The sequence below is a fragment of the Pseudomonas sp. MG-9 genome (assembly GCF_018729515.1).
GTDB classification, from domain to species: Bacteria; Pseudomonadota; Gammaproteobacteria; order Pseudomonadales; family Pseudomonadaceae; genus Aquipseudomonas; species Aquipseudomonas serboccidentalis.
Window position 1 is genome coordinate 330,941 of sequence record NZ_JAHHZH010000006.1, and the last position, 22,252, is coordinate 353,192.

A 22,252-nucleotide genomic window follows, 5' to 3' on the forward strand; every position below is an offset into this window, starting at 1 on the left:
CATCACGGCTCCTGAAGTGCGCGAGTTAGAGGCTGCGAGCAACCTGAACCTTCTCGAAGACTTCGATCTTGTCACCGACTTTGACGTCGTTGTAGCTCTTCACGCCGATACCGCATTCCATGCCGGCACGTACTTCGGAAGCGTCATCCTTGAAGCGGCGCAGGGATTCCAGCTCGCCTTCGAAGATAACGATGTCTTCACGCAGTACACGGATCGGACGGTTACGGTGCACAACACCTTCGATCACCATGCAACCAGCGATCGCGCCAAACTTCGGCGAACGGAACACGTCACGCACTTCGGCCACGCCCAGGATGTTCTCGCGAACATCGCTGCCGAGCATGCCGGTCAGGGCTTTCTTGACGTCTTCGATGATGTCGTAGATCACGTTGTAGTAACGCATGTCCAGACCTTCCTGCTCGACGATCTTCCGTGCGCCAGCATCGGCACGCACGTTGAAGCCGAACAGTACAGCGTTGGAAGCCAGTGCCAGGTTGGCATCGGATTCGGTGATACCACCGACACCGCCACCGACCACGCGCACTTGCACTTCGTCGTTGCCCAAGCCGTTCAGAGCGCCCTGCAAAGCTTCCAGCGAACCACGGACGTCGGATTTGAGGACGATGTTGAGCGTCTTCTTCTCTTCCTGGCCCATGTTTTCGAAGATGTTTTCCAGCTTGCCGGCGTGAGCGCGAGCCAGTTTGACTTCGCGGAACTTGCCTTGACGGAACAGAGCCACTTCACGGGCTTTCTTCTCGTCGGCAACCACGCTCATCTCGTCGCCAGCGTCCGGCGTACCGTCAAGACCCAGGATCTCGACCGGAATGGCCGGACCTGCTTCCTTGATCGGCTTGCCGTTCTCGTCGAGCATGGCGCGCACGCGGCCATAGTTCGAGCCGACCAGCACCATGTCGCCTTGACGCAGCGTACCGTCCTGAACCAGCACGGTGGCTACCGGGCCACGGCCCTTGTCGAGACGCGATTCGACGACAACACCACGGCCAGGAGCCGATGGAGTGGCGGTCAGTTCGAGAACTTCGGCCTGCAGCAGAACGGCTTCGAGCAGTTCGTCAACGCCGGTACCCATTTTCGCCGAAACCGGTACGAATGGCGTGTCGCCACCCCACTCTTCGGAAGTCACGCCGTGAACCGACAGTTCGCTGCGGATGCGATCGAGGTCGGCACCTGGCTTGTCGATCTTGTTCACTGCAACCACCAGAGGAACGCCAGCCGCCTGAGCGTGCTGAACAGCCTCGATGGTTTGTGGCATCACGCCGTCGTCCGCCGCAACCACCAGGATCACGATGTCGGTCGCCTTGGCACCACGAGCACGCATTGCGGTAAACGCAGCGTGACCCGGGGTGTCGAGGAAGGTGACCATGCCGCGTTCGGTTTCAACGTGGTACGCACCGATGTGCTGGGTGATACCGCCGGCTTCGCCAGCAGCTACCTTGGCACGACGGATGTAGTCGAGCAGCGAGGTCTTACCGTGGTCAACGTGGCCCATTACGGTCACGACTGGCGCACGAGGAACCGCCTCACCTTCGAACTTCAGGGACTCGGCCAGGGAATCTTCCAGGGCGGTGTCACTGATCAGGGTCACTTTGTGGCCCAGTTCTTCAGCAACCAGTTGGGCAGTTTCCTGATCCAGTACCTGGTTGATGGTGGCCGGGGTACCCAGCTTGAACATGAACTTGATGATTTCGGCAGCCTTGACCGACATCTGTTGAGCGAGATCGCCAACAGTGATGGTTTCGCCGATCTTCACTTCACGCACGACAGGGCCGGTTGGGCTCTGGAAACCGTGAGCGTTGCGCTTCTTCAGCTTGGCCTTGCCGCGACCACCACGACGGAAGCCATCGCTTTCTTCGTCGGTAGTGCGTGGTGCCACACGTGGCGCCGGCGCTTTTTCTTTGACCGAAGCACGATGCGGAGCGTTTTTGCGCTCGCCATCGCCACCACCGCGACGATTGTTATCGTCGGCACGTGGTTTGTCCGGACGACGCTGTTCGTCACGCTTGCGAGTGTCGGCAGCTGGCGCAGCAGCGACAACCGACGCAGCTTCGCGCACAGGTTCGGCCACTGGCGCAGGGGCTGCAACAGCTTCGGCAGGAGCGCTCGACGCAGCAGCAGGCTGGCGACGCGCTTCTTCTTCAGCGCGCTGCTTGGCTTCTTCTTCAGCCTTCTGACGGGCAGCATTTTCTACTGCGCGACGCTCTTCCAGTTCACGCTGGCGCTCGGCTTCGATTTCTTCCGGGCTACGCTGTACGAAAACTTTCTTCTTGCGAACTTCTACGCTGATGCTCTTGCTACCAGCCACACGCAGGGTGCTGGTGGTTTTACGCTGCAGCGTGATCTTGCGTGGTTCTTCCACTTTCGCCTTGTGGCTGCTTTTCAAGTGAGTCAGCAGGGATTGCTTCTCACTGTCAGTCACATGTTCTTCGGCGGCGGTGTGCGGCAGACCTGCCTCACGCATCTGCTGCAACAGGCGCTCTACCGGTGTTTTGACCTCATCGGCCAGTTGTTTCACCGTGACTTGCGTCATGCACTTCTCTCCTCAGGCCGCGCCTAATTACTCGAACCAGTGGGCTCGGGCGGCCATGATCAACTTGCCGGCACGATCATCGTCAATGCCGTCGATGTCGAGCAGGTCGTCAATAGACTGCTCGGCCAGGTCTTCGCGGGTAATTACGCCGCGCACCGCCAGTTCCATCGCCAAATCCTTGTCCATACCCTCAAGCGAGAGCAGGTCTTCGGCCGGATGGGCGTCTGCCAGCTTTTCCTCAGTAGCGATGGCTTTGGTCAACAAACGATCCTTGGCACGAGCGCGAAGCTCGTTGACGATGTCTTCGTCAAAGCCGTCGATGTTGAGCATTTCTTCCAACGGTACGTAGGCAATCTCTTCCAGGCTGGTGAAGCCTTCATCAACCAGCACCTGAGCCAGTTCTTCGTCGACTTCCAGCTCGTCGATGAAGTTGCGCAGGATGTCGCCGGTTTCTGCTTGTTGCTTAGCCTGGATGTCCGATTCGGTCATCACGTTCAGGGTCCAGCCAGTCAACTGGCTTGCCAGACGCACGTTCTGACCACCGCGACCGATGGCCTGAGCCAGATTGTCTGCGCCAACGGCGATGTCCATGGCGTGGGCATCTTCGTCAACGATAATGGCCGCCACTTCTGCCGGCGACATGGCATTGATCACGAACTGCGCCGGGTTATCGTCCCACAGGACGATATCGACACGCTCGCCACCCAACTCGCCCGACACGGCCTGGACGCGCGAACCGCGCATCCCGATGCACGCGCCCTGCGGGTCGATGCGTTTGTCCTTGGAGCGGACAGCGATCTTGGCACGCGAACCCGGGTCACGGGACGCCGCCATTACTTCGATCAGGCCTTCAGCGATTTCCGGCACTTCGATACGGAACAGCTCGATCAGCATTTCCGGCGCGGTACGCGACAGGATCAGCTGCGGGCCGCGGTTCTCGGTGCGGATTTCCTTGAGCAGTGCACGCAGACGCACACCGACACGGAAGGTTTCGCGAGAAATGATGTCTTCACGAGCCAGCAACGCTTCGGCGTTGTTGCCCAGATCGACGATCACGTTATCGCGGGTCACTTTTTTCACGGTGCCGGAGATGATTTCTCCCAGGCGCTCGCGATAGGCGTCGACCACTTGAGCGCGCTCGGCTTCACGCACTTTCTGCACGATGACTTGCTTGGCAGTCTGTGCGGCAATGCGGCCGAACTCGATGGATTCGATTTTTTCTTCGACGACGTCGCCAACCTTGGCGCCAGGATGCGTTTCGGCAACCTTGCTCGGCCAGGTTTCGATGGCCGGATCATCGAGATCATTCTCTTCGACGACCGTCCAGCGACGGAAAGTTTCGTAGGAACCGGTGTGGCGGTTAATTTCCACACGCAGGTCAACTTCGTCTTCAAAACGCTTTTTGGTAGCAGTGGCCAGGGCCAGCTCCAGCGCTTCAAAAATTACGCTTGCCGGTACGCCCTTTTCATTGGATACCGACTCAACAACCAGCAGTACTTCTTTGCTCATCGTACGCCTCGCCTTTCGCAAGCCATTGGATCCGCGGGATCCGCGTCTCAGTCAAAACTGGGAATAATGTTGGCCTTGTCGATCATGTCGATCGGCAACAGGAACTCATGGTCTTCTACCTGCACCACGACGTCCTGCTCTTCTACACCGCGCAGAAGGCCCTGAAAGTTGCGTCGCCCTTCAAAAGGCGAGCGCAGCTTGATCTTTACTTGTTCACCGGCAAATTTTGCAAACTGCTCAAGAGTGAACAGCGGGCGTTCCATGCCAGGCGAGGAAACTTCAAGGGTGTATTCAACGGAGATCGGATCTTCAACATCCAGCACACCGCTGATCTGACGGCTGACGATGGCGCAATCGTCCACCAGTACGCCGCCTTCTTTATCGATATAAACGCGCAACATTGAGTGGCGACCTTGAGCCGAAAACTCAATACCCCAGCATTCATAGCCTAGGGCCACGACCACCGGGGCCAACAAGGCCTGCAACTCTTCTAGCTTGCTCGACACCTGAACCCCCTCGTGCATGTATGTGCATGCTATGCAAAATAAAAAAATGGGCGAAACGCCCATCCTTGAAACGCCGTCGAACAGCGGCGTAGAAAGTGTCCAGCTAACAAAAAGCCCCTTAAAAGGGGCTCCTTAAACTGGTTGCGGGGGCCGGATTTGAACCGACGACCTTCGGGTTATGAGCCCGACGAGCTACCAGACTGCTCCACCCCGCGACAAAGCTGGGGCGGAAGTATACGACCGATCCCTTATAGGGTCAATGTAACCTTCCACCTGCAAGAAAGCCCGCAACAGCGGGCTCTCCTGACTAATTGGTACCGAGAAGGGGACTCGAACCCCTACACCCTATGGGCACAACCACCTCAAGGTTGCGTGTCTACCAATTCCACCACCTCGGCAAAACTACGTTTGAAACCCTTCTTACTTCTGCTCTTGAGCTGGAGGTACGTCAGTCGCTGGAGTAGCCGACTTTTGCTCTTGAAGCACCGGGACATCATCAGAAGCCGGTTGTTGTTGCTTAGGCACTTCCAACACTGCTGGATCTGGTAAACCTGCTTGAGTCAGCTGATGAGCCTTCTCTTTAGCAAAGTAACCTAACCCCAAGCTGGTTATGAAGAAACCGGCGGCAAGTATAGCAGTAAACTTACTAAGAAAGGTAGAGGAACCTTGGCTTCCGAACACAGTATTTGAAGCACCTGCTCCGAAAGACGCGCCAGCATCCGCACCTTTACCCTGCTGCAGCAAAACCAGAGCAACTACGCCCAATGCACCCAGCAGATGAAAAACGACTACGACTGTTTCCAGCATTTTTTCAGCTTCCCGCGGCGCGACAAATCGCACCGAACTCATCTGCATTCAGGGAAGCTCCACCAATGAGCCCCCCATCGATATCCGGCATGCCGAACAGTTCGACCGCATTGGCCGCCTTCACGCTGCCGCCGTATAGAAGCCGCACACCTCGTGCGACTTCAGAATTCTCTGCCGCCAACTGCTCGCGAATGGCTTTATGCACATCCTGAGCCTGTTGCGGCGTTGCAGTCAGTCCGGTACCGATGGCCCAGACAGGCTCGTAAGCAATGACTGCCTTGGCAAAGGCACCAACACCCAGCCCCTCAATGATGCTGCCCAGCTGACGCCCGACAACCTCAAGAGTTTTTCCGGCTTCGCGCTGCTCGAGGGTTTCCCCTACACACAACACCGGAATCAAGCCACATGCCTGTGCCGCTGCGAACTTGCGATTCAGCATCCCGTCTCGCTCGCCCATTATCTGACGGCGTTCGGAGTGCCCGACAAGCACCAGGGAACAACCTGCATCCACCAACTGACTCGGCGCAATCTCACCGGTCAACGCACCTTGCATGGATTCCACCGCAGAGTTCTGCGCGCCGACCGAAATCGACTTGCCTTTCAAGCCATCAATCACTTGATTGATATGCAAGCAAGGCGGGAATACCGCGACATCAACACCGCTTGGCAAGGCCAGATGACGAAGGCCGTTGATCAGCTCAGCGACGCTGGCGCGGGTACCGTGCATCTTCCAGTTACCAGCTACCATAGGGCGACGCATGCTGTACCTCGTCGGTCAAAGTGGGCGCAGATGTTACCCAACACAATCATGGCTGGCAAGCCGAATCAGGCAGAAACTTCAGTTACCAGTTTTGCCAGTTCTTCGGCGTAGGTGCGAACCTGAGTTTCATCCTCACCTTCGACCATCACACGCACCAGCGGCTCAGTACCGGACTTGCGCAAAAGCACCCGGCCACGACCCGCCATGGCCTGGGTTACACGCGCACTGGCTTCCTTGACAGCCGGATGCTCAAGCGGGCTTTCACCACCACCGAAACGCACATTGATCAGCACCTGAGGGCATTTGCGCAGCGCCTGACGTGTTTGCGCCAACCCTTCATTACGGGTTTTAAGCGCCATCAACACCTGCAATGCAGCAATGATCGCATCGCCGGTGGTGGTGTGATTGAAGCAGACGATATGCCCGGAGTTCTCACCACCCACCAGCCAGTCACGCTCAAGCAGCTCGGCAATCACGTAACGGTCGCCCACATTGGCGCGAATGAATGGAATCGAGAGTTCAGCAAGCGCCAACTCAAGCCCCAGGTTGCTCATCAGCGTTCCGACGACACCGCCCTGCAATTTGCCGCGCTCGTGAAGATCGCGCGCAATGATGAACAACAACTCATCGCCATCGACGACAGCTCCCGTGTGATCAACCATCAGCACCCGATCACCGTCACCATCAAAGGCGATACCCAGATCAGCGTGCTCGGCCAGAACGGCGGCCTGCAATTGGCCCATATGGGTCGAACCGCAGTTGTCATTGATGTTCAGCCCATTGGGCTGAGCTGACAAAACGACCACTTCAGCACCCAACTCGCGGAAGACACTCGGAGCTACCTTGTAGGTCGCACCGTGCGCGCAGTCGATAACGATCTTCAGGCCGGAGAAACTGGTACTGGTTGGCACACTGCTTTTGCAGAATTCGATGTAGCGACCGGACGCATCGTTGATTCGCGACACCTTGCCGATCTTGCTCGACTCCACAACGGTCATCGGCATATCGAGCAACTCTTCGATCATCAGCTCCAGCTCATCAGGCAACTTGGTGCCCTTGCCGGAGAAAAACTTGATGCCGTTATCGTCGTGCGGGTTGTGCGAAGCGCTGATCACGATCCCGGCTTCGGCCTGAAAGGTACGCGACAGATAGGCAATGGCCGGTGTCGGCATCGGGCCGAGCAGCATGACATCGGCACCCGCCGACGTCAGACCAGCTTCAAGCGCCGATTCAAACATGTAGCCAGAGATGCGCGTGTCCTTGCCGACCAGCACCTTGCAGGCGCCCATTTTGCGAAAGGCCATTCCAGCCGCCCAGCCGAGCTTGAGCATGAAGTCCGGGGTAATCGGGTATTCACCGACACGACCACGAATGCCGTCAGTACCAAAGTATTTCTTGCTCATAAGTGCTCCATCATTCTTATTCGGCTGATTCCACGGCCGCCAGCATGCGCACCACGTCTACCGTTTCCGCCACATCATGGACGCGCAATATACGCGCTCCTTTCACCGCTGCCAGTGCCGCCAGTGCCAGACCACCATGCAGACGCTCGCCCACAGGACGATTCAGCGCCTGGCCGATCATGCTTTTGCGGGACACACCAACCAGAAGCGGACGCCCCAACGCATGCAGGGCTTCCATATGCTTGAACAAGCTTAGATTGTGCTGCAACGTTTTGGCGAAGCCAAAACCGGGATCGAGAATGATTCGCTCGGCAGGAATGCCCGCTTGAGCGCATTGCTTCATGCGCCCAGCGAGAAACTCACCCACTTCCCGAGTCACGTCCTGGTAGTGCGGATTATCCTGCATATCACCCGGCTCGCCGAGCATATGCATCAGACAGACCGGCAGGCCGGTCGCCGCGGCGGCATCCAGTGCGCCATCACGGCGCAGCGAACGCACGTCATTGATCAAGCCGGCACCGAGGCGCGCAGTTTCGCGCATCACGGCAGGTGTCGACGTGTCGACCGAGATAATCACATCCAGCTCGCGATTGATCAGTTCCACGATCGGCGCCACGCGCTCCAGCTCTTCCAGCGGCGAAACCGCACGAGCGCCAGGCCGGGTCGACTCTCCACCGACGTCGATCAGTGTCGCACCAGCGGCCACCATGGCTTCGGCGTGACGCAAGGCCACGTCAAGCTGGCTGTAACGGCCACCATCGGAGAAGGAATCAGGAGTGACATTGAGAATGCCCATGACATGCGTCCGGGCCAAATCAAGAACCCGGTTGCCGCAAGGCAACCGGGTCAGGGACTGTACAGAAGTCATTTCAAACCTTAAACGTCAGCAGCCGGGCCGCCAATCGGTGTTTCCGGACGCTCATCCTGGACCACTGGAGGCGGCGTACCGGTGCCAGTACCACCCGTCCAGTCGCGCGGCTCGCGAGGAGTGCGACCCGCCATGATGTCGTCGATCTGCTCGGCATCGATCGTTTCGTACTTCATCAATGCATCAGCCATTGCGTCCAGCTTGTCGCGGTTGTCCGTGAGGATCTGCTTGGCCGTGCCGTAGCACTGATCGATGATGCTGCGCACTTCGGAGTCGATCAGCTTGGCCGTCTCACCGGAGAAGCTTGCACTCTGACCGCCACCGCCGCGACCGAGAAACACTTCACCCTCTTCTTCGGCGTACATCAGCGGACCGAGTTTTTCCGACAGGCCCCACTTGGTCACCATGTTCCGTGCAATCTGGCTGGCACGCATGATGTCGTTGGAAGCGCCGGTGGTGACACCGTCGAAACCAAGGGTCATTTCCTCAGCAATGCGGCCGCCGTACAGCGAGCAGATCTGACTGATCAGCGCACGCTTGGACAGGCTGTAGCGATCTTCTTCGGGCAGGAACATCGTCACACCCAGCGCACGACCGCGTGGAATGATCGAGACCTTGTACACAGGATCATGCTCAGGCACTACGCGACCAACGATGGCGTGACCGGCCTCGTGATAAGCGGTGTTCTGCTTCTCTTTCTCGGACATGACCATGGATTTGCGCTCGGCGCCCATCATGATCTTGTCTTTGGCCAGCTCGAATTCTTTCATTTCAACGATGCGCTTGCCGCTGCGTGCAGCGAACAGCGACGCTTCGTTGACCAGGTTGGCCAGATCCGCACCGGAGAAGCCCGGAGTACCCCGTGCGATCACTGCCGGAGCAACGTCGTCGCCCATTGGCACTTTGCGCATGTGGACCTTGAGGATCTGTTCGCGACCACGGATGTCCGGCAAGCCAACCACCACCTGACGGTCGAAACGGCCCGGACGCAGCAGAGCAGGGTCGAGTACGTCAGGACGGTTGGTGGCAGCGATCACGATGATGCCGTCATTCATTTCGAAGCCGTCCATCTCTACCAGCAACTGGTTGAGAGTCTGCTCACGTTCGTCGTGACCACCACCCATGCCGGCGCCACGGTGGCGACCAACGGCGTCGATTTCGTCGATGAAGATGATGCACGGCGCGTGCTTCTTGGCCTGCTCGAACATGTCGCGAACACGGCTTGCGCCAACACCCACGAACATTTCGACAAAGTCGGAACCGGAAATGGTGAAGAACGGCACTTTGGCTTCGCCGGCAATAGCCTTGGCCAGCAAGGTTTTACCGGTACCCGGAGGGCCGACCATCAGCACACCGCGAGGAATACGGCCACCCAGACGCTGAAACTTGCCCGGATCACGCAGGAACTCAACGAGTTCGCCGACTTCTTCCTTGGCTTCGTCGCAACCTGCAACGTCAGCCAGCGTCGTTTTCACCTGGTCTTCGGAAAGCAGGCGCGCCTTGCTCTTGCCGAAGCTCATCGGTCCGCCCTTGCCGCCGGCACCGCCCTGCATCTGGCGCATGAAGAACATGAACACCGCGATGATCACCAGAATCGGGAAGCTGGCCACCAGGAGCTGGGTCCAGATGCTTTGCTGTTCAGGCTGCTTGCCTTCAACCACAACGTGGTTGTCGACCAGATCGCCGATCAGGCCGTTGTCCTGGATCGCCGGACGAATGGTCTTGAAGCTGTCGCCATCATTGCGCTTGCCGGTAATCACATAGCCGTCAACAGCTACGCGCTCGACCTTGCCATCCTTGACCTGCTGGATGAAGTCGGAATAGTTGAGGGTCTGCGGCTCGTTAGGGCTGGAGAAGTTGTTCATCACCGTCACGAGGACTGCCGCGATGATCAACCACAGGATCAGATTCTTTGCCATATCGTTCAATTAACTACCCTCTGAAGCAAGCTCCGCTACTGGCGCGCGCTTCGCATGATATTCACCGGCCTAACTTACTACATTACCTACAACTCTGGCAGGCGCCGTCTGTAACCCTTTGTGAAACACTTTCTACACAATATTCGCTTATGCACACGGGGCGAAATACGAAAAACCTATCACCCCGCGAAAAAACCTCGTTTTACTCACTACGCCCGCGGTAACCCCAAGCCAGCATGTATTGCTCGCGGGAACTGCCGCGGGAAGAGTCTGGCTTGATCATCTGGATCTTGTCGAATTTCCGACGAGCATCCTTCAGGTAAACATCAAACCCTTCGCCCTGAAAAATCTTGATCACGAAATTACCGCCCGGCTTGAGTATCCGTTCCGCCAGATCAAGCGCCAGCTCGCAAAGAAACATGGCTTTGGGCATGTCCACTTCAGGCGTACCACTCATATTGGGGGCCATATCGGAAATCACAAGGTCCACCTGCGAATTACCCACGGCTTCAAGGATCCGTGCGAGCACTTCGTCCTCGGTGAAGTCACCCTGAATGAAAGTCACGTCCGGAATGCTGTCCATCTCCAGGATGTCCGAGGCGATCAGACGTCCCTGACCACCGATCAACCGGCTAGTGACCTGCGACCAGCCGCCGGGCGCCGCGCCCAGGTCGACAACGCTCATGCCGGAACGGATCAGCTTGTATTTCTCCTGGATCTCCAGAAGCTTGTAACTCGCACGCGAGCGGTAGCCATCCTTCTGCGCCTGCTTCACATAAGGATCGTTGACATGTCTTTTCAGCCAACCAAGGCTTGTCTTGGAACGCGCCATTGGGCACCTCGATGATTAGGGTCGTGATTAATTGGGCGGATCCACTAACCCTCGGGTAAAATGGCCGCCATTTTACAGAATCCAGACGAAAGGGTCAGATTATGCCGCTCACTCCAGAGCAGAAGAAACAGTACAAATCCATTGGCCACCACCTGAAACCGGTTTTGACGGTGGCTGACAACGGTTTGACTGAAGGTGTCTTAGCCGAACTCGAACGCGCATTGGCGGATCACGAGCTGATCAAGATCAAGCTCAATATTCTCGATCGCGAGTCGCGTCTGGCGCACATTGCAGAACTGTGCAAGGTCGGCAAGGCGGACCTGGTTCAGGTCATCGGCAAGATGGCACTGGTTTACCGCAAGAACTTCAGCGTCAACAAGCAGCTGTCGAACGTTCATCGCTTCAAGTGATGAAAAGGGTCAAGGGTGTGCTGCGCGCACCCTGCCACTCCATCCCGGCACCGGCTGCAACACCAGCACCAGACCGGAAAAGCCCAACACCAGAAAACTGAATTCCTGCCAGCGCTGCGCTTCCGGCCAGCCGACACGCACTGCGACAAACATCGCACACGCATACAACGCCATCAGCAATACCTGCCCGCGAAAATCCCGCCATAGACTGACAAGGCCCTCGGCCTGTACCAACACCAAAGCCTGAAAAATCACGCACGCGGCGGCAAAACTCACCACCGGCACTGCAAACGCATCGGTAACTTCATCGATCAGCAACGGTGCCAGGCCAATCTTGCCCAGTACCGCTCGCAAACCGAGATGAATCAACCAGAAGCCGCCGACCCACAGCATCTGGGCCAGCTGCCAAAGCATGGCGCCCGCATGTAGCGGGCGCCTGCCTTCAGATGTGACGGACTTCGACAATCTCATACTCGATAACGCCGCTTGGCGTTTTCACGGCGACTACATCGCCCTCTTCCTTGCCGATCAAGGCACGGGCCAGAGGCGAGCCAACCGAAATCTTGCCGAGTTTGAAGTCAGCCTCATCCTCACCCACGATGTGGTAAGTGACGCTCTCATCCGTCTCGACGTTGGCGATTTCGACGGTAGTACCGAAGATCACCTTGCCGGTGTGCGCAATGGTCGTGACGTCGATGATGACCTGATTCTGGATCCGGCCTTCGATGTCGCGGATCCGTGCTTCGACCATGCCTTGCTGTTCGCGGGCGGCATGGTATTCGGCGTTTTCCTTCAGGTCACCCAACTCGCGAGCCGTACCGATGTCCTGGCTGAGCTTCGGACGAACGACCTTGGTCAGATGAGCGTGTTCTTCTTCCAGGGCTTTCGCGCCCTGGACGGTCATTGGGTATTTGATCATGCCTTCAATCCTGCGTGTAGATCCTGCAAGCGGCGCACGGTCTTCTCGGGACCGAACTTCAGCGCTTCACAGATAGCTTCGCCCGCAGCAATGGTGGTGGTGCAGTAAATCTTGTGCTGCAGGGCATTACGACGAATGGAGTACGAGTCGGCGATCGACTGACGCCCTTCGGTGGTGTTGATGATCAGGGTGACTTCGTCATTCTTGATCATGTCGACCACGTGCGGACGACCCTCGGTCACCTTGTTCACACGGCGCACTTTCAGGCCTGCGGCTTCGATCAGCTTGGCAGTACCGGCAGTGGCAACCACTTCGAAGCCCAAGTTGATCAGATCACGGGCCACACCTGCAACCAGCGGCTTGTCGTCATCACGCACGCTGATGAATGCGGTACCGCCAGTCGGCAGCACTTCGCTGGCACCCATCTGGGCCTTGGCGAATGCTTCACCGAAGGTGTCGCCCACGCCCATCACTTCACCGGTGGACTTCATCTCTGGGCCGAGGATCGGGTCAACGCCAGGGAATTTGGCGAACGGGAACACCGCCTCTTTCACGCTGTAGAAGTTCGGGATGATTTCCTTGGTGAAGCCGATTTCCTTCAGGGTCTTACCGGCCATCACGCGGGCTGCGATCATCGCCAGGGAAACACCGATGCACTTGGACACGAACGGTACGGTACGGGAAGCGCGCGGGTTGACTTCGATGACGTAGATGTCTTCGCCTTGCAGCGCCAGCTGTACGTTCATCAGGCCGACAACGCCCAGTTCCAGGGCCATTTTCTTGACCTGTTCGCGCATCTCGTCCTGGATGTGCGCCGGCAGCGAGTACGGCGGCAGCGAGCACGCGGAGTCACCGGAGTGAACGCCCGCCTGTTCGATGTGCTGCATGATCGCGCCGATCACCACGTCTTTGCCGTCGCAGACTGCATCCACGTCCATCTCGATGGCGCAGTTGAGGAAGTGGTCGAGCAGCACCGGGCTGTCGTTGGAGACTTGCACCGCGTCACGCAGGTAGCGCTTGAGTTCGTCTTCCTTGTAAACGATTTCCATCGCGCGGCCGCCCAGTACGTAGGACGGACGCACCACCAGCGGGTAACCGATCTTGGCAGCGGCGCGAACGGCTTCGTCTTCGCTGCGCACGGTGGCGTTTGGCGGCTGACGCAAGTTCAGGCGCTCAACCATTTGCTGGAAGCGCTCACGGTCTTCGGCACGGTCGATGGCGTCAGGGCTGGTACCGATGATCGGCACGCCTGCGGCTTCCAGAGCGCGAGCCAGTTTCAGCGGAGTCTGGCCGCCGTACTGGACGATCACGCCTTTAGGCTTCTCGACGCGGCAAATTTCCAGCACGTCTTCCAGGGTCACCGGTTCGAAGTACAGACGGTCGGAAGTGTCGTAGTCGGTGGAAACGGTTTCCGGGTTGCAGTTGACCATGATGGTTTCGTAGCCGTCTTCGCGCAGTGCGAGGGCAGCGTGTACGCAGCAGTAGTCGAACTCGATGCCCTGGCCGATACGGTTCGGACCGCCACCCAGGATCATGATCTTGTCGCGACCGGACGGCGCTGCTTCGCACTCTTCCTCGTACGTCGAGTAGAGGTAAGCGGTGTCAGTGGCGAACTCGGCGGCGCAGGTGTCAACGCGCTTGTAGACCGGGAACACTTCCAGTTTTTGACGGTGAGTACGCAGGTTCTTCTCGGTTACACCCAGCAGCTTGGCCAGACGCTGATCGGAGAAGCCTTTGCGCTTGAGCTTGAACATCAGGTCGCGGTCGATCGCGGACAGACCCAGGGTCTTGACCTTCTCTTCTTCCTTGATCAGATCTTCGATCTGCACCAGGAACCACGGGTCGATCATGTTCATGCCGAAGATGTCGTCGACGGTCATGCCGGCGCGGAAAGCGTCCGCCACGTACCAGATACGCTCAGCGCCAGGCACGGTCAGCTCGCGCTTGAGCACGCTCATGCTTTCCGGATTGCTCAGGTCGAGCTTCTCGTCCAGACCGCAAACGCCGACTTCCAGACCGCGCAGGGCTTTCTGCAGGGATTCCTGAAAGGTCCGGCCGATGGCCATGACTTCACCCACCGATTTCATCTGGGTGGTCAGGCGGGCGTCAGCCTTGGCGAATTTCTCGAAGGCGAAACGTGGCAGTTTAGTCACAACGTAGTCGATCGACGGCTCGAAGGACGCCGGGGTCTTGCCGCCGGTAATGTCGTTCGACAGTTCGTCGAGGGTGTAGCCCACAGCCAGTTTGGCCGCGACTTTGGCGATCGGGAAACCGGTGGCTTTCGAAGCCAGTGCCGAGGAACGCGACACACGCGGGTTCATCTCGATCACGACCATGCGGCCGGTGTCCGGGCAGATACCGAACTGCACGTTGGAACCGCCGGTCTCGACGCCGATCTCGCGCAGTACCGCCAAGGAGGCGTTACGCAGGATCTGGTATTCCTTGTCGGTCAGGGTCTGAGCCGGAGCGACAGTGATCGAGTCACCGGTGTGCACGCCCATCGGGTCGAAGTTTTCGATCGAGCAGACGATGATGCAGTTGTCCTTTTTGTCGCGGACAACTTCCATTTCATATTCTTTCCAGCCGATCAGCGATTCGTCGATCAGCAGCTCTTTGGTCGGCGACAGGTCCAGACCGCGGGCGCAGATTTCTTCGAACTCTTCACGGTTGTAAGCGATACCGCCACCGGTGCCACCCATGGTGAAGGACGGACGGATGATGCACGGGAAGCCCAGACGTTCGAGGACGGCGTTGGCTTCTTCCATGCTGTGGGCGATACCGGAACGCGGGCATTCCAGGCCGATGGACTTCATGGCCTTGTCGAAACGCGAACGGTCTTCAGCCTTGTCGATGGTGTCGGCGTTGGCGCCGATCATTTCCACGCCGAATTTCTCCAGAACGCCTTCGCGCTCCAGGTCCAGGGCGCAGTTCAGAGCGGTCTGGCCGCCCATGGTTGGCAGCACCGCATCCGGACGTTCTTTTTCGATGATCTTGGCCACGGTCTGCCACTTGATCGGCTCGATGTACGTGGCGTCAGCCATGTCCGGGTCGGTCATGATGGTGGCCGGGTTGGAGTTCACCAGGATGACGCGGTAACCCTCTTCGCGCAGGGCTTTGCAGGCTTGGGCGCCGGAGTAGTCGAATTCGCAGGCCTGGCCGATAACGATCGGGCCAGCGCCGAGAATCAGGATGCTTTTAATGTCTGTACGTTTTGGCATGGGTTTGTCACTCAAATCCGCAGGTCAGTCGGCAAGCCGTCTTGATCGATTTCTGAAGCCCTGAGGGGCGCCACCGGTGTCGGGGCCGCCCTCGAGGGCTTCTCGCTACAGTCTCAAGGCGAACGCTTAGCGTCGCTTGGCCATCTCGTTGATGAAGCGGTCGAACAGTGGAGCCACATCGTTCGGGCCCGGGCTCGCTTCAGGGTGACCCTGGAAGCTGAACGCGCTCTTGTCGGTGCGTTCGATGCCTTGCAGGGTACCGTCGAACAGCGATTTGTGGATCGCACGCACGTTGGCCGGCAGGGTCGCTTCGTCAACCGCGAAACCGTGGTTCTGGCTGGTGATCATCACGACGCCAGTGTCCAGGTCCTGCACCGGGTGGTTGGCACCGTGGTGGCCGTGGCCCATTTTCAGGGTCTTGGCGCCGGAGGCCAGGGCCAGCAGCTGGTGACCGAGGCAGATACCGAATACCGGAATCTCGGTTTCCAGCACTTCCTTGATCGCCTTGATCGCGTAGTCGCATGGCTCCGGGTCACCAGGGCCGTTGGACAGGAACACGCCGTCCGGCTTGAGGGCCAGCACGTCGGCAGCCGGGGTTTGCGCCGGTACCACGGTGACGCGGCAGCCGCGCTCGACCAGCATGCGCAGGATGTTCAGCTTGACGCCGTAGTCGTAGGCAACCACGTGGTATGGCAGCTCAGAGGCGTCGATGGTCGCGTGGCTGTCGGTCTTCAGGTCCCAGACAGTGGAGCGCCATTCGTACGGCTTCTTGGTGCTGACGACTTTCGCCAGATCCATGCCTTTCAGGCCCGGGAAGCCTTGCGCCGCGGCGATTGCCGCTTCTTCGGAGATGTTGTCGCCGGCCATGATGCAGCCGTTCTGTGCGCCTTTTTCACGCAGGATGCGGGTCAGGCGGCGGGTGTCGATACCAGCGATCGCCACAACGTTGTTGGCTTTCAGGTAGTCGGACAGAGACATCGTGTTACGCCAGTTGCTCGCTACCAGCGGCAGGTCACGGATGACCAGGCCAGCGGACCAGACGCGGTCGGACTCGGCGTCTTCCGGCGTGGTGCCGGTGTTGCCGATGTGCGGGTAAGTCAGGGTAACAATCTGTTGGGCGTAGGAAGGATCGGTAAGGATTTCCTGATAGCCGGTCATTGCGGTGTTGAACACCACCTCACCAACGGTTTGACCGTCGGCTCCAATGGCTTCGCCGCGAAAAATGCTGCCATCAGCAAGGGCGAGTATGGCTGGCTTAGTCAAGAAGACCTCCCGTAAATAACGCATGAAAGGGCAATCGCAGGTTGTAAAAAAGCGGAGTGACGTATGGACACGTCACCCCGCTTCTTCACTGAATTATTCTGCGCGCTTTTAGTGGACACACTAAAGCTGTAGCTTACAGAAAAAGGCTTTTTTGGTCCACCGCTAAAGAGCCTTAAAGGACGGAGAATGCGACAGGGCGTCGTGCGGCAGAGAAAAACCAGCGCAAACAGGGCGTTTTCGCTGGGTAAAACCGTCAAATCAATGCAGGTCGAGCACGTCCTGCATGTCATACAGACCCGGCTCGCGAGCATCCAGCCACAACGCCGCGCGCACCGCGCCCTTGGCGAATGTCATGCGACTGGAAGCCTTGTGCGTGATCTCCAGACGCTCGCCTTCACAGGCAAACAGCACGGTGTGATCACCGACCACATCACCACCACGAACAGTGGCGAAACCGATGGTTTCCCGCTCGCGCGCACCGGTGTGACCTTCACGACCGTAGACCGCCACCTTCTGCAGATCACGATCCAGTGCATCGGCGATCACTTCGCCCATGCGCAGCGCCGTGCCCGAAGGGGCATCGATCTTGTGCCGGTGATGCGCCTCGATGATCTCGATGTCAGCATCGTCACCCAGCACCCGGGCAGTCATCTCGAGCAGCTTCAGCGACAGGTTGACCCCGACACTGAAGTTGGCCGCGAAGACGATCGGAATATCCTTGCCCGCTTCAGCCAGCAACTGCTTCTGCGCCGCGTCCAGCCCGGTAGTGCCGATGACCATGGCCTTGCCGGCCTTGCGGCAGAACGCGAGGTTTTTCAGCATCACTTCCGGCAGGGTGAAATCGATCAACACATCGAACTCTTCAGCCACCGACTCCAGATTGCCGGACAACGGCACACCGATACGCCCCAGCGAAGCCAGCTCACCGGCGTCGACCCCGATCAGCGTACTGCCGGGACGAACGATCGCCGCGGTCAGGCCGGTCAGCGGCGCGCGCTGCTGCACGGCCTCGACCAGAATCTTGCCCATGCGCCCGGCGGCGCCCATCACAGCTATACGTCGCATGCCGACTCCTTACAGATCGCCGAAGAAGCGCTTCACACCATCAAACCAACCGGTGGTTTTCGGCGAGTGGCTGTTGTCGTCCGCCAGGGAGCTGCGGAATTCCTCGAGCAGTTCGCGCTGACGACGATTCAGGTTGACCGGGGTCTCGACCGCCACACGGCACATCAGATCGCCCGCACCGCCGCCACGCACCGGCGCCACGCCTTTGCCGCGTACACGGAACTGCTTGCCGGTCTGGGTGCCTTCAGGGATTTTCAGTTTGACGCGACCGTCGAGGGTCGGAATTTCCAGCTCGCCGCCGAGTGCCGCATCAACGAAGCTGATCGGCACTTCGCAGAACAGATGCTTGCCATCGCGCTGAAAGATGTCGTGCTCGCGCACATTGATAACGACATACAGGTCGCCCGTCGGGCCGCCCTGCGTACCCGCCTCGCCTTCGCCAGACAGGCGAATGCGGTCGCCGGTATCGACGCCAGCCGGCACTTTGACCGACAGGGTCTTGTACTCTTCGACACGACCGTCGCCGTGGCAGGAATCGCACGGATCGGAAATGATCTTGCCTTGGCCATGGCAGCGCGGGCAGGTCTGCTGCACCGAGAAGAAGCCTTGCTGCATGCGCACCTGGCCGATACCGCCGCAAGTCGGACAAGTCGATGGCGACGAGCCTTTCTTCGCGCCAGAACCGTCGCACGGCTTGCAGTTGACCAGTGTCGGAACGCGGATATTCACGGTGGTGCCGCGTACCGCTTCTTCCAGGTTCAGCTCCAGGGTGTAGCGCAAATCGCTGCCGCGCTGGGCGCCGCCACGAGAACCGCCGCGACCACCACCGAAGAAATCACTGAAGACATCACCAAAGATGTCAGAGAAATTCTGCCCGCCGAAACCAGCGCCACCGCCACCCATGCTTGGGTCGACGCCGGCATGACCGTACTGGTCGTACGCCGCGCGCTTGCTGGAGTCGGACAATACTTCGTAGGCCTCGTTGGCCTCTTTGAACAGTTCTTCCGACGCTTTGTCATCGGGATTACGGTCCGGGTGGTGCTTCATCGCCAGACGACGGTAAGCCTTTTTCAGATCCGCATCGCTTGAGCCACGCTCAACACCCAACACTTCGTAATAGTCACGCTTTGCCATAAGTCTTTGCACTCTTGAGGACGTCCGGCAAACCCCTCCTGAGGATGGCCAAACTCGTTGAGCCCCAATACAGGCCCGGACCCAACTCACGTCAATTCAACGATCCTGGTCTTTGTTTCTTGTGGTACTTGCGGCGCGAAAAGCAGGAGCATTCCCGGCCATACCAGCAACACGCGAGGCTTGTCGCATGCTGTAAAAATTCGCGTATTCCAGATACGCCAACGCGGGAGCAAGCTCCCGCGCGGCGACATCCTACCAGTCACCGCCGCAAGGCAGTCAACCGGCCGACCAACAACTTACTTGTGGTCTTTGACTTCTTCGAACTCGGCATCGACAACATCGTCAGCCTTTTCAGCTTTCTCGTCGTGCGGTGCCGCGCCTTCAGCAGGCTGAGCCTGTTCGGCGTACATCTTCTGGGCAACCGGCGCCGAAACTTTCGACAGCTCTTCAACCTTGGCCTCGATGGCAGCCTTGTCGTCGCCTTTTACAGCGGCTTCCAGTGCAACCACGGCAGCTTCGATCGCGGTCTTCTCTTCGGCGGTGACCTTGTCGCCCGCGTCAGCAACCATTTTGCGCGTCGAGTGAACCAGTGCATCACCCTGGTTACGGGCAGCGGCCAGTTCTTCGAACTTGCGGTCTTCCTCGGCATTCGCCTCGGCGTCACGCACCATGCGCTCAATCTCTTCGTCGGACAGACCGGAGTTGGCCTTGATCACGATCGACTGAGTCTTGCCGGTCGCCTTGTCTTTCGCACCAACGTGCAGGATGCCGTTGGCATCGATGTCGAAGGTCACTTCGATCTGCGGCACGCCACGTGGAGCGGGTGGAATGTCGGCCAGGTCGAACTTGCCCAGAGACTTGTTCTGCGCAGCTTGCTTACGCTCACCTTGCAGGACGTGAATGGTCACGGCGCCCTGGTTGTCGTCGGCAGTCGAGAACACTTGCGATTTCTTGGTAGGAATCGTGGTGTTTTTCTCGATCAGCGCGGTCATCACGCCACCCATGGTTTCGATACCCAGGGTCAGCGGGCTGACGTCGAGCAGCAGAACGTCTTTCACGTCACCAGCCAGAACAGCGCCCTGGATCGCAGCACCCATGGCAACCGCTTCGTCCGGGTTAACGTCTTTACGAGCTTCTTTACCGAAGAAATCAGTAACCAGCTTCTGTACCAGCGGCATACGGGTCTGACCGCCGACCAGGATCACGTCGTTGATCGCGGCAACGTCGATACCGGCGTCTTTCATGGCGATGCGGCAAGGCTCGATGGTGCGCTGAACCAGGTCTTCAACCAGTGCTTCGAGCTTGGCACGCGAGATCTTCACGTTCAGGTGCTTAGGACCGGTAGCGTCTGCAGTGATGTATGGCAGGTTGACGTCGGTCGACTGAGCGGAAGACAGCTCGATCTTGGCTTTCTCAGCGGCTTCTTTCAGGCGCTGCATGGCCAGCGGGTCACCTTTGAGGTTCATGCCGCTTTCTTTCTTGAATTCGTCAACGAGGTAGTCGATCAGACGAATGTCGAAGTCTTCACCGCCGAGGAAGGTGTCACCGTTGGTGGCCAACACTTCGAACTGGTGCTCGCCGTCAACTTCAGCGATCTCGATCACGGAAACGTCGAAAGTACCGCCACCCAGGTCGTAAACGATCACGGTGTGATCGCCCTTGGCCTTGTCCATACCGTAAGCCAGAGCAGCTGCGGTTGGTTCGTTGATGATACGTTTAACGTCCAGACCGGCGATGCGGCCGGCGTCTTTGGTCGCCTGACGCTGGCTGTCGTTGAAGTAGGCCGGAACGGTGATTACCGCTTCAGTTACTGGCTCGCCGAGGTAGTCTTCGGCGGTCTTCTTCATTTTCTTCAGAATTTCAGCCGAGATTTGTGGCGGCGCCATTTTCTGGCCGTTCACTTCTACCCAGGCGTCGTTGTTGTCAGCCTTGACGATCTTGTAAGGGACTATCTGGATGTCTTTCTGCACAACTTCTTCGTCAAAACGACGACCGATCAGACGCTTTACTGCGTACAGGGTGTTGTGCGGGTTAGTCACTGCCTGACGCTTGGCCGACTGACCTACCAGGATTTCGCCATCGTTGGCGTAAGCGATGATCGACGGCGTGGTGCGCGCGCCTTCAGCGTTTTCAATAACTTTGGCTTTGCCGTTTTCCAGCACGGAGACGCAGGAGTTGGTAGTCCCCAGGTCGATACCGATAATTTTGCCCATGTTCACTCTCCCGAAACTTTGGATTTTGTTGCCGCAGCAGTGGTGGCTAACTGCGGTAATACTTAAACGCTTGACTTCTAAATGGGGGCCTTACGGCTAATTTCAAGCCTTCTCGTCAATCGAAGGCGAAATTGGCGCCGGCGCCTTGCTGACCACCACCATCGCCGGACGCAACAGGCGACCATTGAGCTGGTAGCCCTTCTGGAACACCTTCAGAACGCTGTTCGGTTCTACGTCGGCGCTTTCCTGCATGGCCATCGCTTGATGGTGAACGGCGTTGAACGGTTCGCCATGCGGATCGATCGCTTCAAGCTGATAACGCTTGAGGGTGTCGTGGAACATTTTCAGGGTCAGCTCGATGCCTTCGCGCATCGGACGAATGCTTTCGTCGTCCGGGCTCGACAGCTCGAGGCCGCGCTCCAGGCTATCGACGATCGGCAGCAGGTCGCCGGCGAATTTTTCCAGCGCAAATTTGTGCGCTTTCTCGACATCCTGCTCGGCACGACGGCGGACGTTCTGCAGATCGGCAGCTACGCGCAGAGACTGATCCTGCGCGGCGGCCAACTGCTCTTCGAGCACTTGTACACGGGTCGCCAGGTCATCACCCGAAGTCTCGGGCGCCTGATTGGCTTCTGGATTTTGCGTATCTACTGTCTGTTCGTCAGCCATAGAATTCTCCTTTCAATTACGTCCGCGAGCTCGACTCGCGCTTCTGCCCCGATATATGGGGCCGCAAAATCAGGCTTCAAGGGCCTGCAATGATTAACCCTACAAAAAAGTGCTGCATTGTCATTCCCGGCCGGACTAAGCATTTGATCGGATCAAGCAAATCGAGCTAAGCGAGGGCATTGTCAGCCCGAAACAAAACACTGTATAAATAA

18 protein-coding genes and 2 tRNA genes are annotated in these 22,252 nt (G+C 58.3%); 1 reads left to right on the forward strand and 19 read right to left on the reverse strand.

Going from position 1 to position 22,252, the window contains the following annotated elements:
• Positions 1-25 precede the first annotated feature (25 nt).
• The 11 genes from infB to rlmE all read right to left on the reverse strand — a co-directional run bounded on the left by infB (position 26) and on the right by rlmE (position 11,149).
• Entirely contained in the window at positions 26-2,545 is a 2,520-nt protein-coding gene (gene infB, locus KKQ10_RS18075; protein WP_215501861.1) for a translation initiation factor IF-2, read from the reverse strand.
• Positions 2,546-2,572: 27 nt separating this feature from the next.
• Positions 2,573-4,054, reverse strand: a complete 1,482-nt coding sequence (gene nusA / locus KKQ10_RS18080; RefSeq protein ID WP_003221546.1) for a transcription termination factor NusA — start codon at positions 4,052-4,054, stop codon at positions 2,573-2,575.
• A gap of 47 nt (positions 4,055-4,101) precedes the next feature.
• A complete protein-coding gene (gene rimP, locus KKQ10_RS18085; RefSeq protein ID WP_007973115.1) occupies positions 4,102-4,560 on the reverse strand; it encodes a ribosome maturation factor RimP in 459 nt (152 codons plus the stop codon).
• A 138-nt stretch (positions 4,561-4,698) separates the two neighbouring features.
• Positions 4,699-4,775 (reverse strand) — tRNA-Met (locus KKQ10_RS18090).
• Between the two features lie 97 nt (positions 4,776-4,872).
• Positions 4,873-4,958: transfer RNA gene (locus KKQ10_RS18095), tRNA-Leu, on the reverse strand.
• A gap of 22 nt (positions 4,959-4,980) precedes the next feature.
• Positions 4,981-5,367 (reverse strand): preprotein translocase subunit SecG, encoded by a 387-nt coding sequence (gene secG / locus KKQ10_RS18100; protein WP_027610782.1) that lies wholly within the window; start codon positions 5,365-5,367, stop codon positions 4,981-4,983.
• Between the two features lie 4 nt (positions 5,368-5,371).
• Entirely contained in the window at positions 5,372-6,127 is a 756-nt protein-coding gene (gene tpiA / locus KKQ10_RS18105) for a triose-phosphate isomerase (RefSeq protein WP_215501862.1), read from the reverse strand.
• Positions 6,128-6,192: 65 nt separating this feature from the next.
• Complete coding sequence (glmM, locus tag KKQ10_RS18110; protein ID WP_127649852.1) at positions 6,193-7,530, reverse strand: phosphoglucosamine mutase; 1,338 nt, start codon at positions 7,528-7,530, stop codon at positions 6,193-6,195.
• 16 nt (positions 7,531-7,546) lie between these two features.
• Positions 7,547-8,398, reverse strand: a complete 852-nt coding sequence (gene folP, locus KKQ10_RS18115; RefSeq protein ID WP_215501863.1) for a dihydropteroate synthase — start codon at positions 8,396-8,398, stop codon at positions 7,547-7,549.
• Positions 8,399-8,406: 8 nt separating this feature from the next.
• Positions 8,407-10,317 carry an ATP-dependent zinc metalloprotease FtsH gene (gene ftsH / locus KKQ10_RS18120; protein ID WP_127649856.1) on the reverse strand — a complete coding sequence of 637 codons (1,911 nt, stop codon included), beginning with the start codon at positions 10,315-10,317 and terminating at the stop codon, positions 8,407-8,409.
• Between the two features lie 202 nt (positions 10,318-10,519).
• Complete coding sequence (rlmE, locus tag KKQ10_RS18125; RefSeq protein ID WP_127649858.1) at positions 10,520-11,149, reverse strand: 23S rRNA (uridine(2552)-2'-O)-methyltransferase RlmE; 630 nt, start codon at positions 11,147-11,149, stop codon at positions 10,520-10,522.
• Positions 11,150-11,250: 101 nt separating this feature from the next.
• On the opposite strand from rlmE, the gene KKQ10_RS18130 reads away from it, so the two are divergent.
• The gene (locus tag KKQ10_RS18130; protein ID WP_003221534.1) at positions 11,251-11,559 is read left to right on the forward strand and encodes a YhbY family RNA-binding protein; all 309 of its coding nucleotides are present in this window, start codon (positions 11,251-11,253) and stop codon (positions 11,557-11,559) included.
• A gap of 9 nt (positions 11,560-11,568) precedes the next feature.
• On the opposite strand, the gene KKQ10_RS18135 is transcribed toward KKQ10_RS18130, so the two are convergent.
• From KKQ10_RS18135 to grpE, 8 genes are all read right to left on the reverse strand, one after another.
• Positions 11,569-11,973 (reverse strand): MFS transporter, encoded by a 405-nt coding sequence (locus KKQ10_RS18135; protein WP_127649860.1) that lies wholly within the window; start codon positions 11,971-11,973, stop codon positions 11,569-11,571.
• A gap of 28 nt (positions 11,974-12,001) precedes the next feature.
• The gene (gene greA, locus KKQ10_RS18140) at positions 12,002-12,478 is read right to left on the reverse strand and encodes a transcription elongation factor GreA (RefSeq protein WP_034154417.1); all 477 of its coding nucleotides are present in this window, start codon (positions 12,476-12,478) and stop codon (positions 12,002-12,004) included.
• Positions 12,475-15,696 carry a carbamoyl-phosphate synthase large subunit gene (carB, locus tag KKQ10_RS18145; protein WP_215501864.1) on the reverse strand — a complete coding sequence of 1,074 codons (3,222 nt, stop codon included), beginning with the start codon at positions 15,694-15,696 and terminating at the stop codon, positions 12,475-12,477. The genes greA and carB overlap by 4 nt, the downstream gene beginning before the upstream one ends.
• Positions 15,697-15,822: 126 nt before the next feature.
• Entirely contained in the window at positions 15,823-16,959 is a 1,137-nt protein-coding gene (carA, locus tag KKQ10_RS18150; protein ID WP_127649864.1) for a glutamine-hydrolyzing carbamoyl-phosphate synthase small subunit, read from the reverse strand.
• A gap of 258 nt (positions 16,960-17,217) precedes the next feature.
• A complete protein-coding gene (dapB, locus tag KKQ10_RS18155) occupies positions 17,218-18,024 on the reverse strand; it encodes a 4-hydroxy-tetrahydrodipicolinate reductase (RefSeq protein ID WP_108591473.1) in 807 nt (268 codons plus the stop codon).
• A gap of 9 nt (positions 18,025-18,033) precedes the next feature.
• A complete protein-coding gene (gene dnaJ / locus KKQ10_RS18160; protein ID WP_003221522.1) occupies positions 18,034-19,158 on the reverse strand; it encodes a molecular chaperone DnaJ in 1,125 nt (374 codons plus the stop codon).
• Positions 19,159-19,454: 296 nt separating this feature from the next.
• Positions 19,455-21,371, reverse strand: coding sequence for a molecular chaperone DnaK (gene dnaK / locus KKQ10_RS18165; RefSeq protein WP_215501865.1), 1,917 nt, complete (start codon positions 21,369-21,371; stop codon positions 19,455-19,457).
• A gap of 102 nt (positions 21,372-21,473) precedes the next feature.
• Positions 21,474-22,040 carry a nucleotide exchange factor GrpE gene (gene grpE, locus KKQ10_RS18170; protein WP_007961425.1) on the reverse strand — a complete coding sequence of 189 codons (567 nt, stop codon included), beginning with the start codon at positions 22,038-22,040 and terminating at the stop codon, positions 21,474-21,476.
• Positions 22,041-22,252 lie beyond the last annotated feature (212 nt).

What these genes read in the sequence shown, in the direction of transcription:
- infB (WP_215501861.1), bottom strand. Translation starts at nt 2,545, where the DNA reads ATGACGCAAGTCACGGTGAAACAACTGGCCGATGAGGTCAAAACACCG.
- nusA (WP_003221546.1), bottom strand. Translation starts at nt 4,054, where the DNA reads ATGAGCAAAGAAGTACTGCTGGTTGTTGAGTCGGTATCCAATGAAAAG.
- secG (WP_027610782.1), bottom strand. Translation starts at nt 5,367, where the DNA reads ATGCTGGAAACAGTCGTAGTCGTTTTTCATCTGCTGGGTGCATTGGGC.
- tpiA (WP_215501862.1), bottom strand. Translation starts at nt 6,127, where the DNA reads ATGCGTCGCCCTATGGTAGCTGGTAACTGGAAGATGCACGGTACCCGC.
- glmM (WP_127649852.1), bottom strand. Translation starts at nt 7,530, where the DNA reads ATGAGCAAGAAATACTTTGGTACTGACGGCATTCGTGGTCGTGTCGGT.
- folP (WP_215501863.1), bottom strand. Translation starts at nt 8,398, where the DNA reads ATGACTTCTGTACAGTCCCTGACCCGGTTGCCTTGCGGCAACCGGGTT.
- ftsH (WP_127649856.1), bottom strand. Translation starts at nt 10,317, where the DNA reads ATGGCAAAGAATCTGATCCTGTGGTTGATCATCGCGGCAGTCCTCGTG.
- rlmE (WP_127649858.1), bottom strand. Translation starts at nt 11,149, where the DNA reads ATGGCGCGTTCCAAGACAAGCCTTGGTTGGCTGAAAAGACATGTCAAC.
- KKQ10_RS18130 (WP_003221534.1), top strand. Translation starts at nt 11,251, where the DNA reads ATGCCGCTCACTCCAGAGCAGAAGAAACAGTACAAATCCATTGGCCAC.
- KKQ10_RS18135 (WP_127649860.1), bottom strand. Translation starts at nt 11,973, where the DNA reads ATGCTTTGGCAGCTGGCCCAGATGCTGTGGGTCGGCGGCTTCTGGTTG.
- greA (WP_034154417.1), bottom strand. Translation starts at nt 12,478, where the DNA reads ATGATCAAATACCCAATGACCGTCCAGGGCGCGAAAGCCCTGGAAGAA.
- carB (WP_215501864.1), bottom strand. Translation starts at nt 15,696, where the DNA reads ATGCCAAAACGTACAGACATTAAAAGCATCCTGATTCTCGGCGCTGGC.
- dapB (WP_108591473.1), bottom strand. Translation starts at nt 18,024, where the DNA reads ATGCGACGTATAGCTGTGATGGGCGCCGCCGGGCGCATGGGCAAGATT.
- dnaJ (WP_003221522.1), bottom strand. Translation starts at nt 19,158, where the DNA reads ATGGCAAAGCGTGACTATTACGAAGTGTTGGGTGTTGAGCGTGGCTCA.
- dnaK (WP_215501865.1), bottom strand. Translation starts at nt 21,371, where the DNA reads ATGGGCAAAATTATCGGTATCGACCTGGGGACTACCAACTCCTGCGTC.
- grpE (WP_007961425.1), bottom strand. Translation starts at nt 22,040, where the DNA reads ATGGCTGACGAACAGACAGTAGATACGCAAAATCCAGAAGCCAATCAG.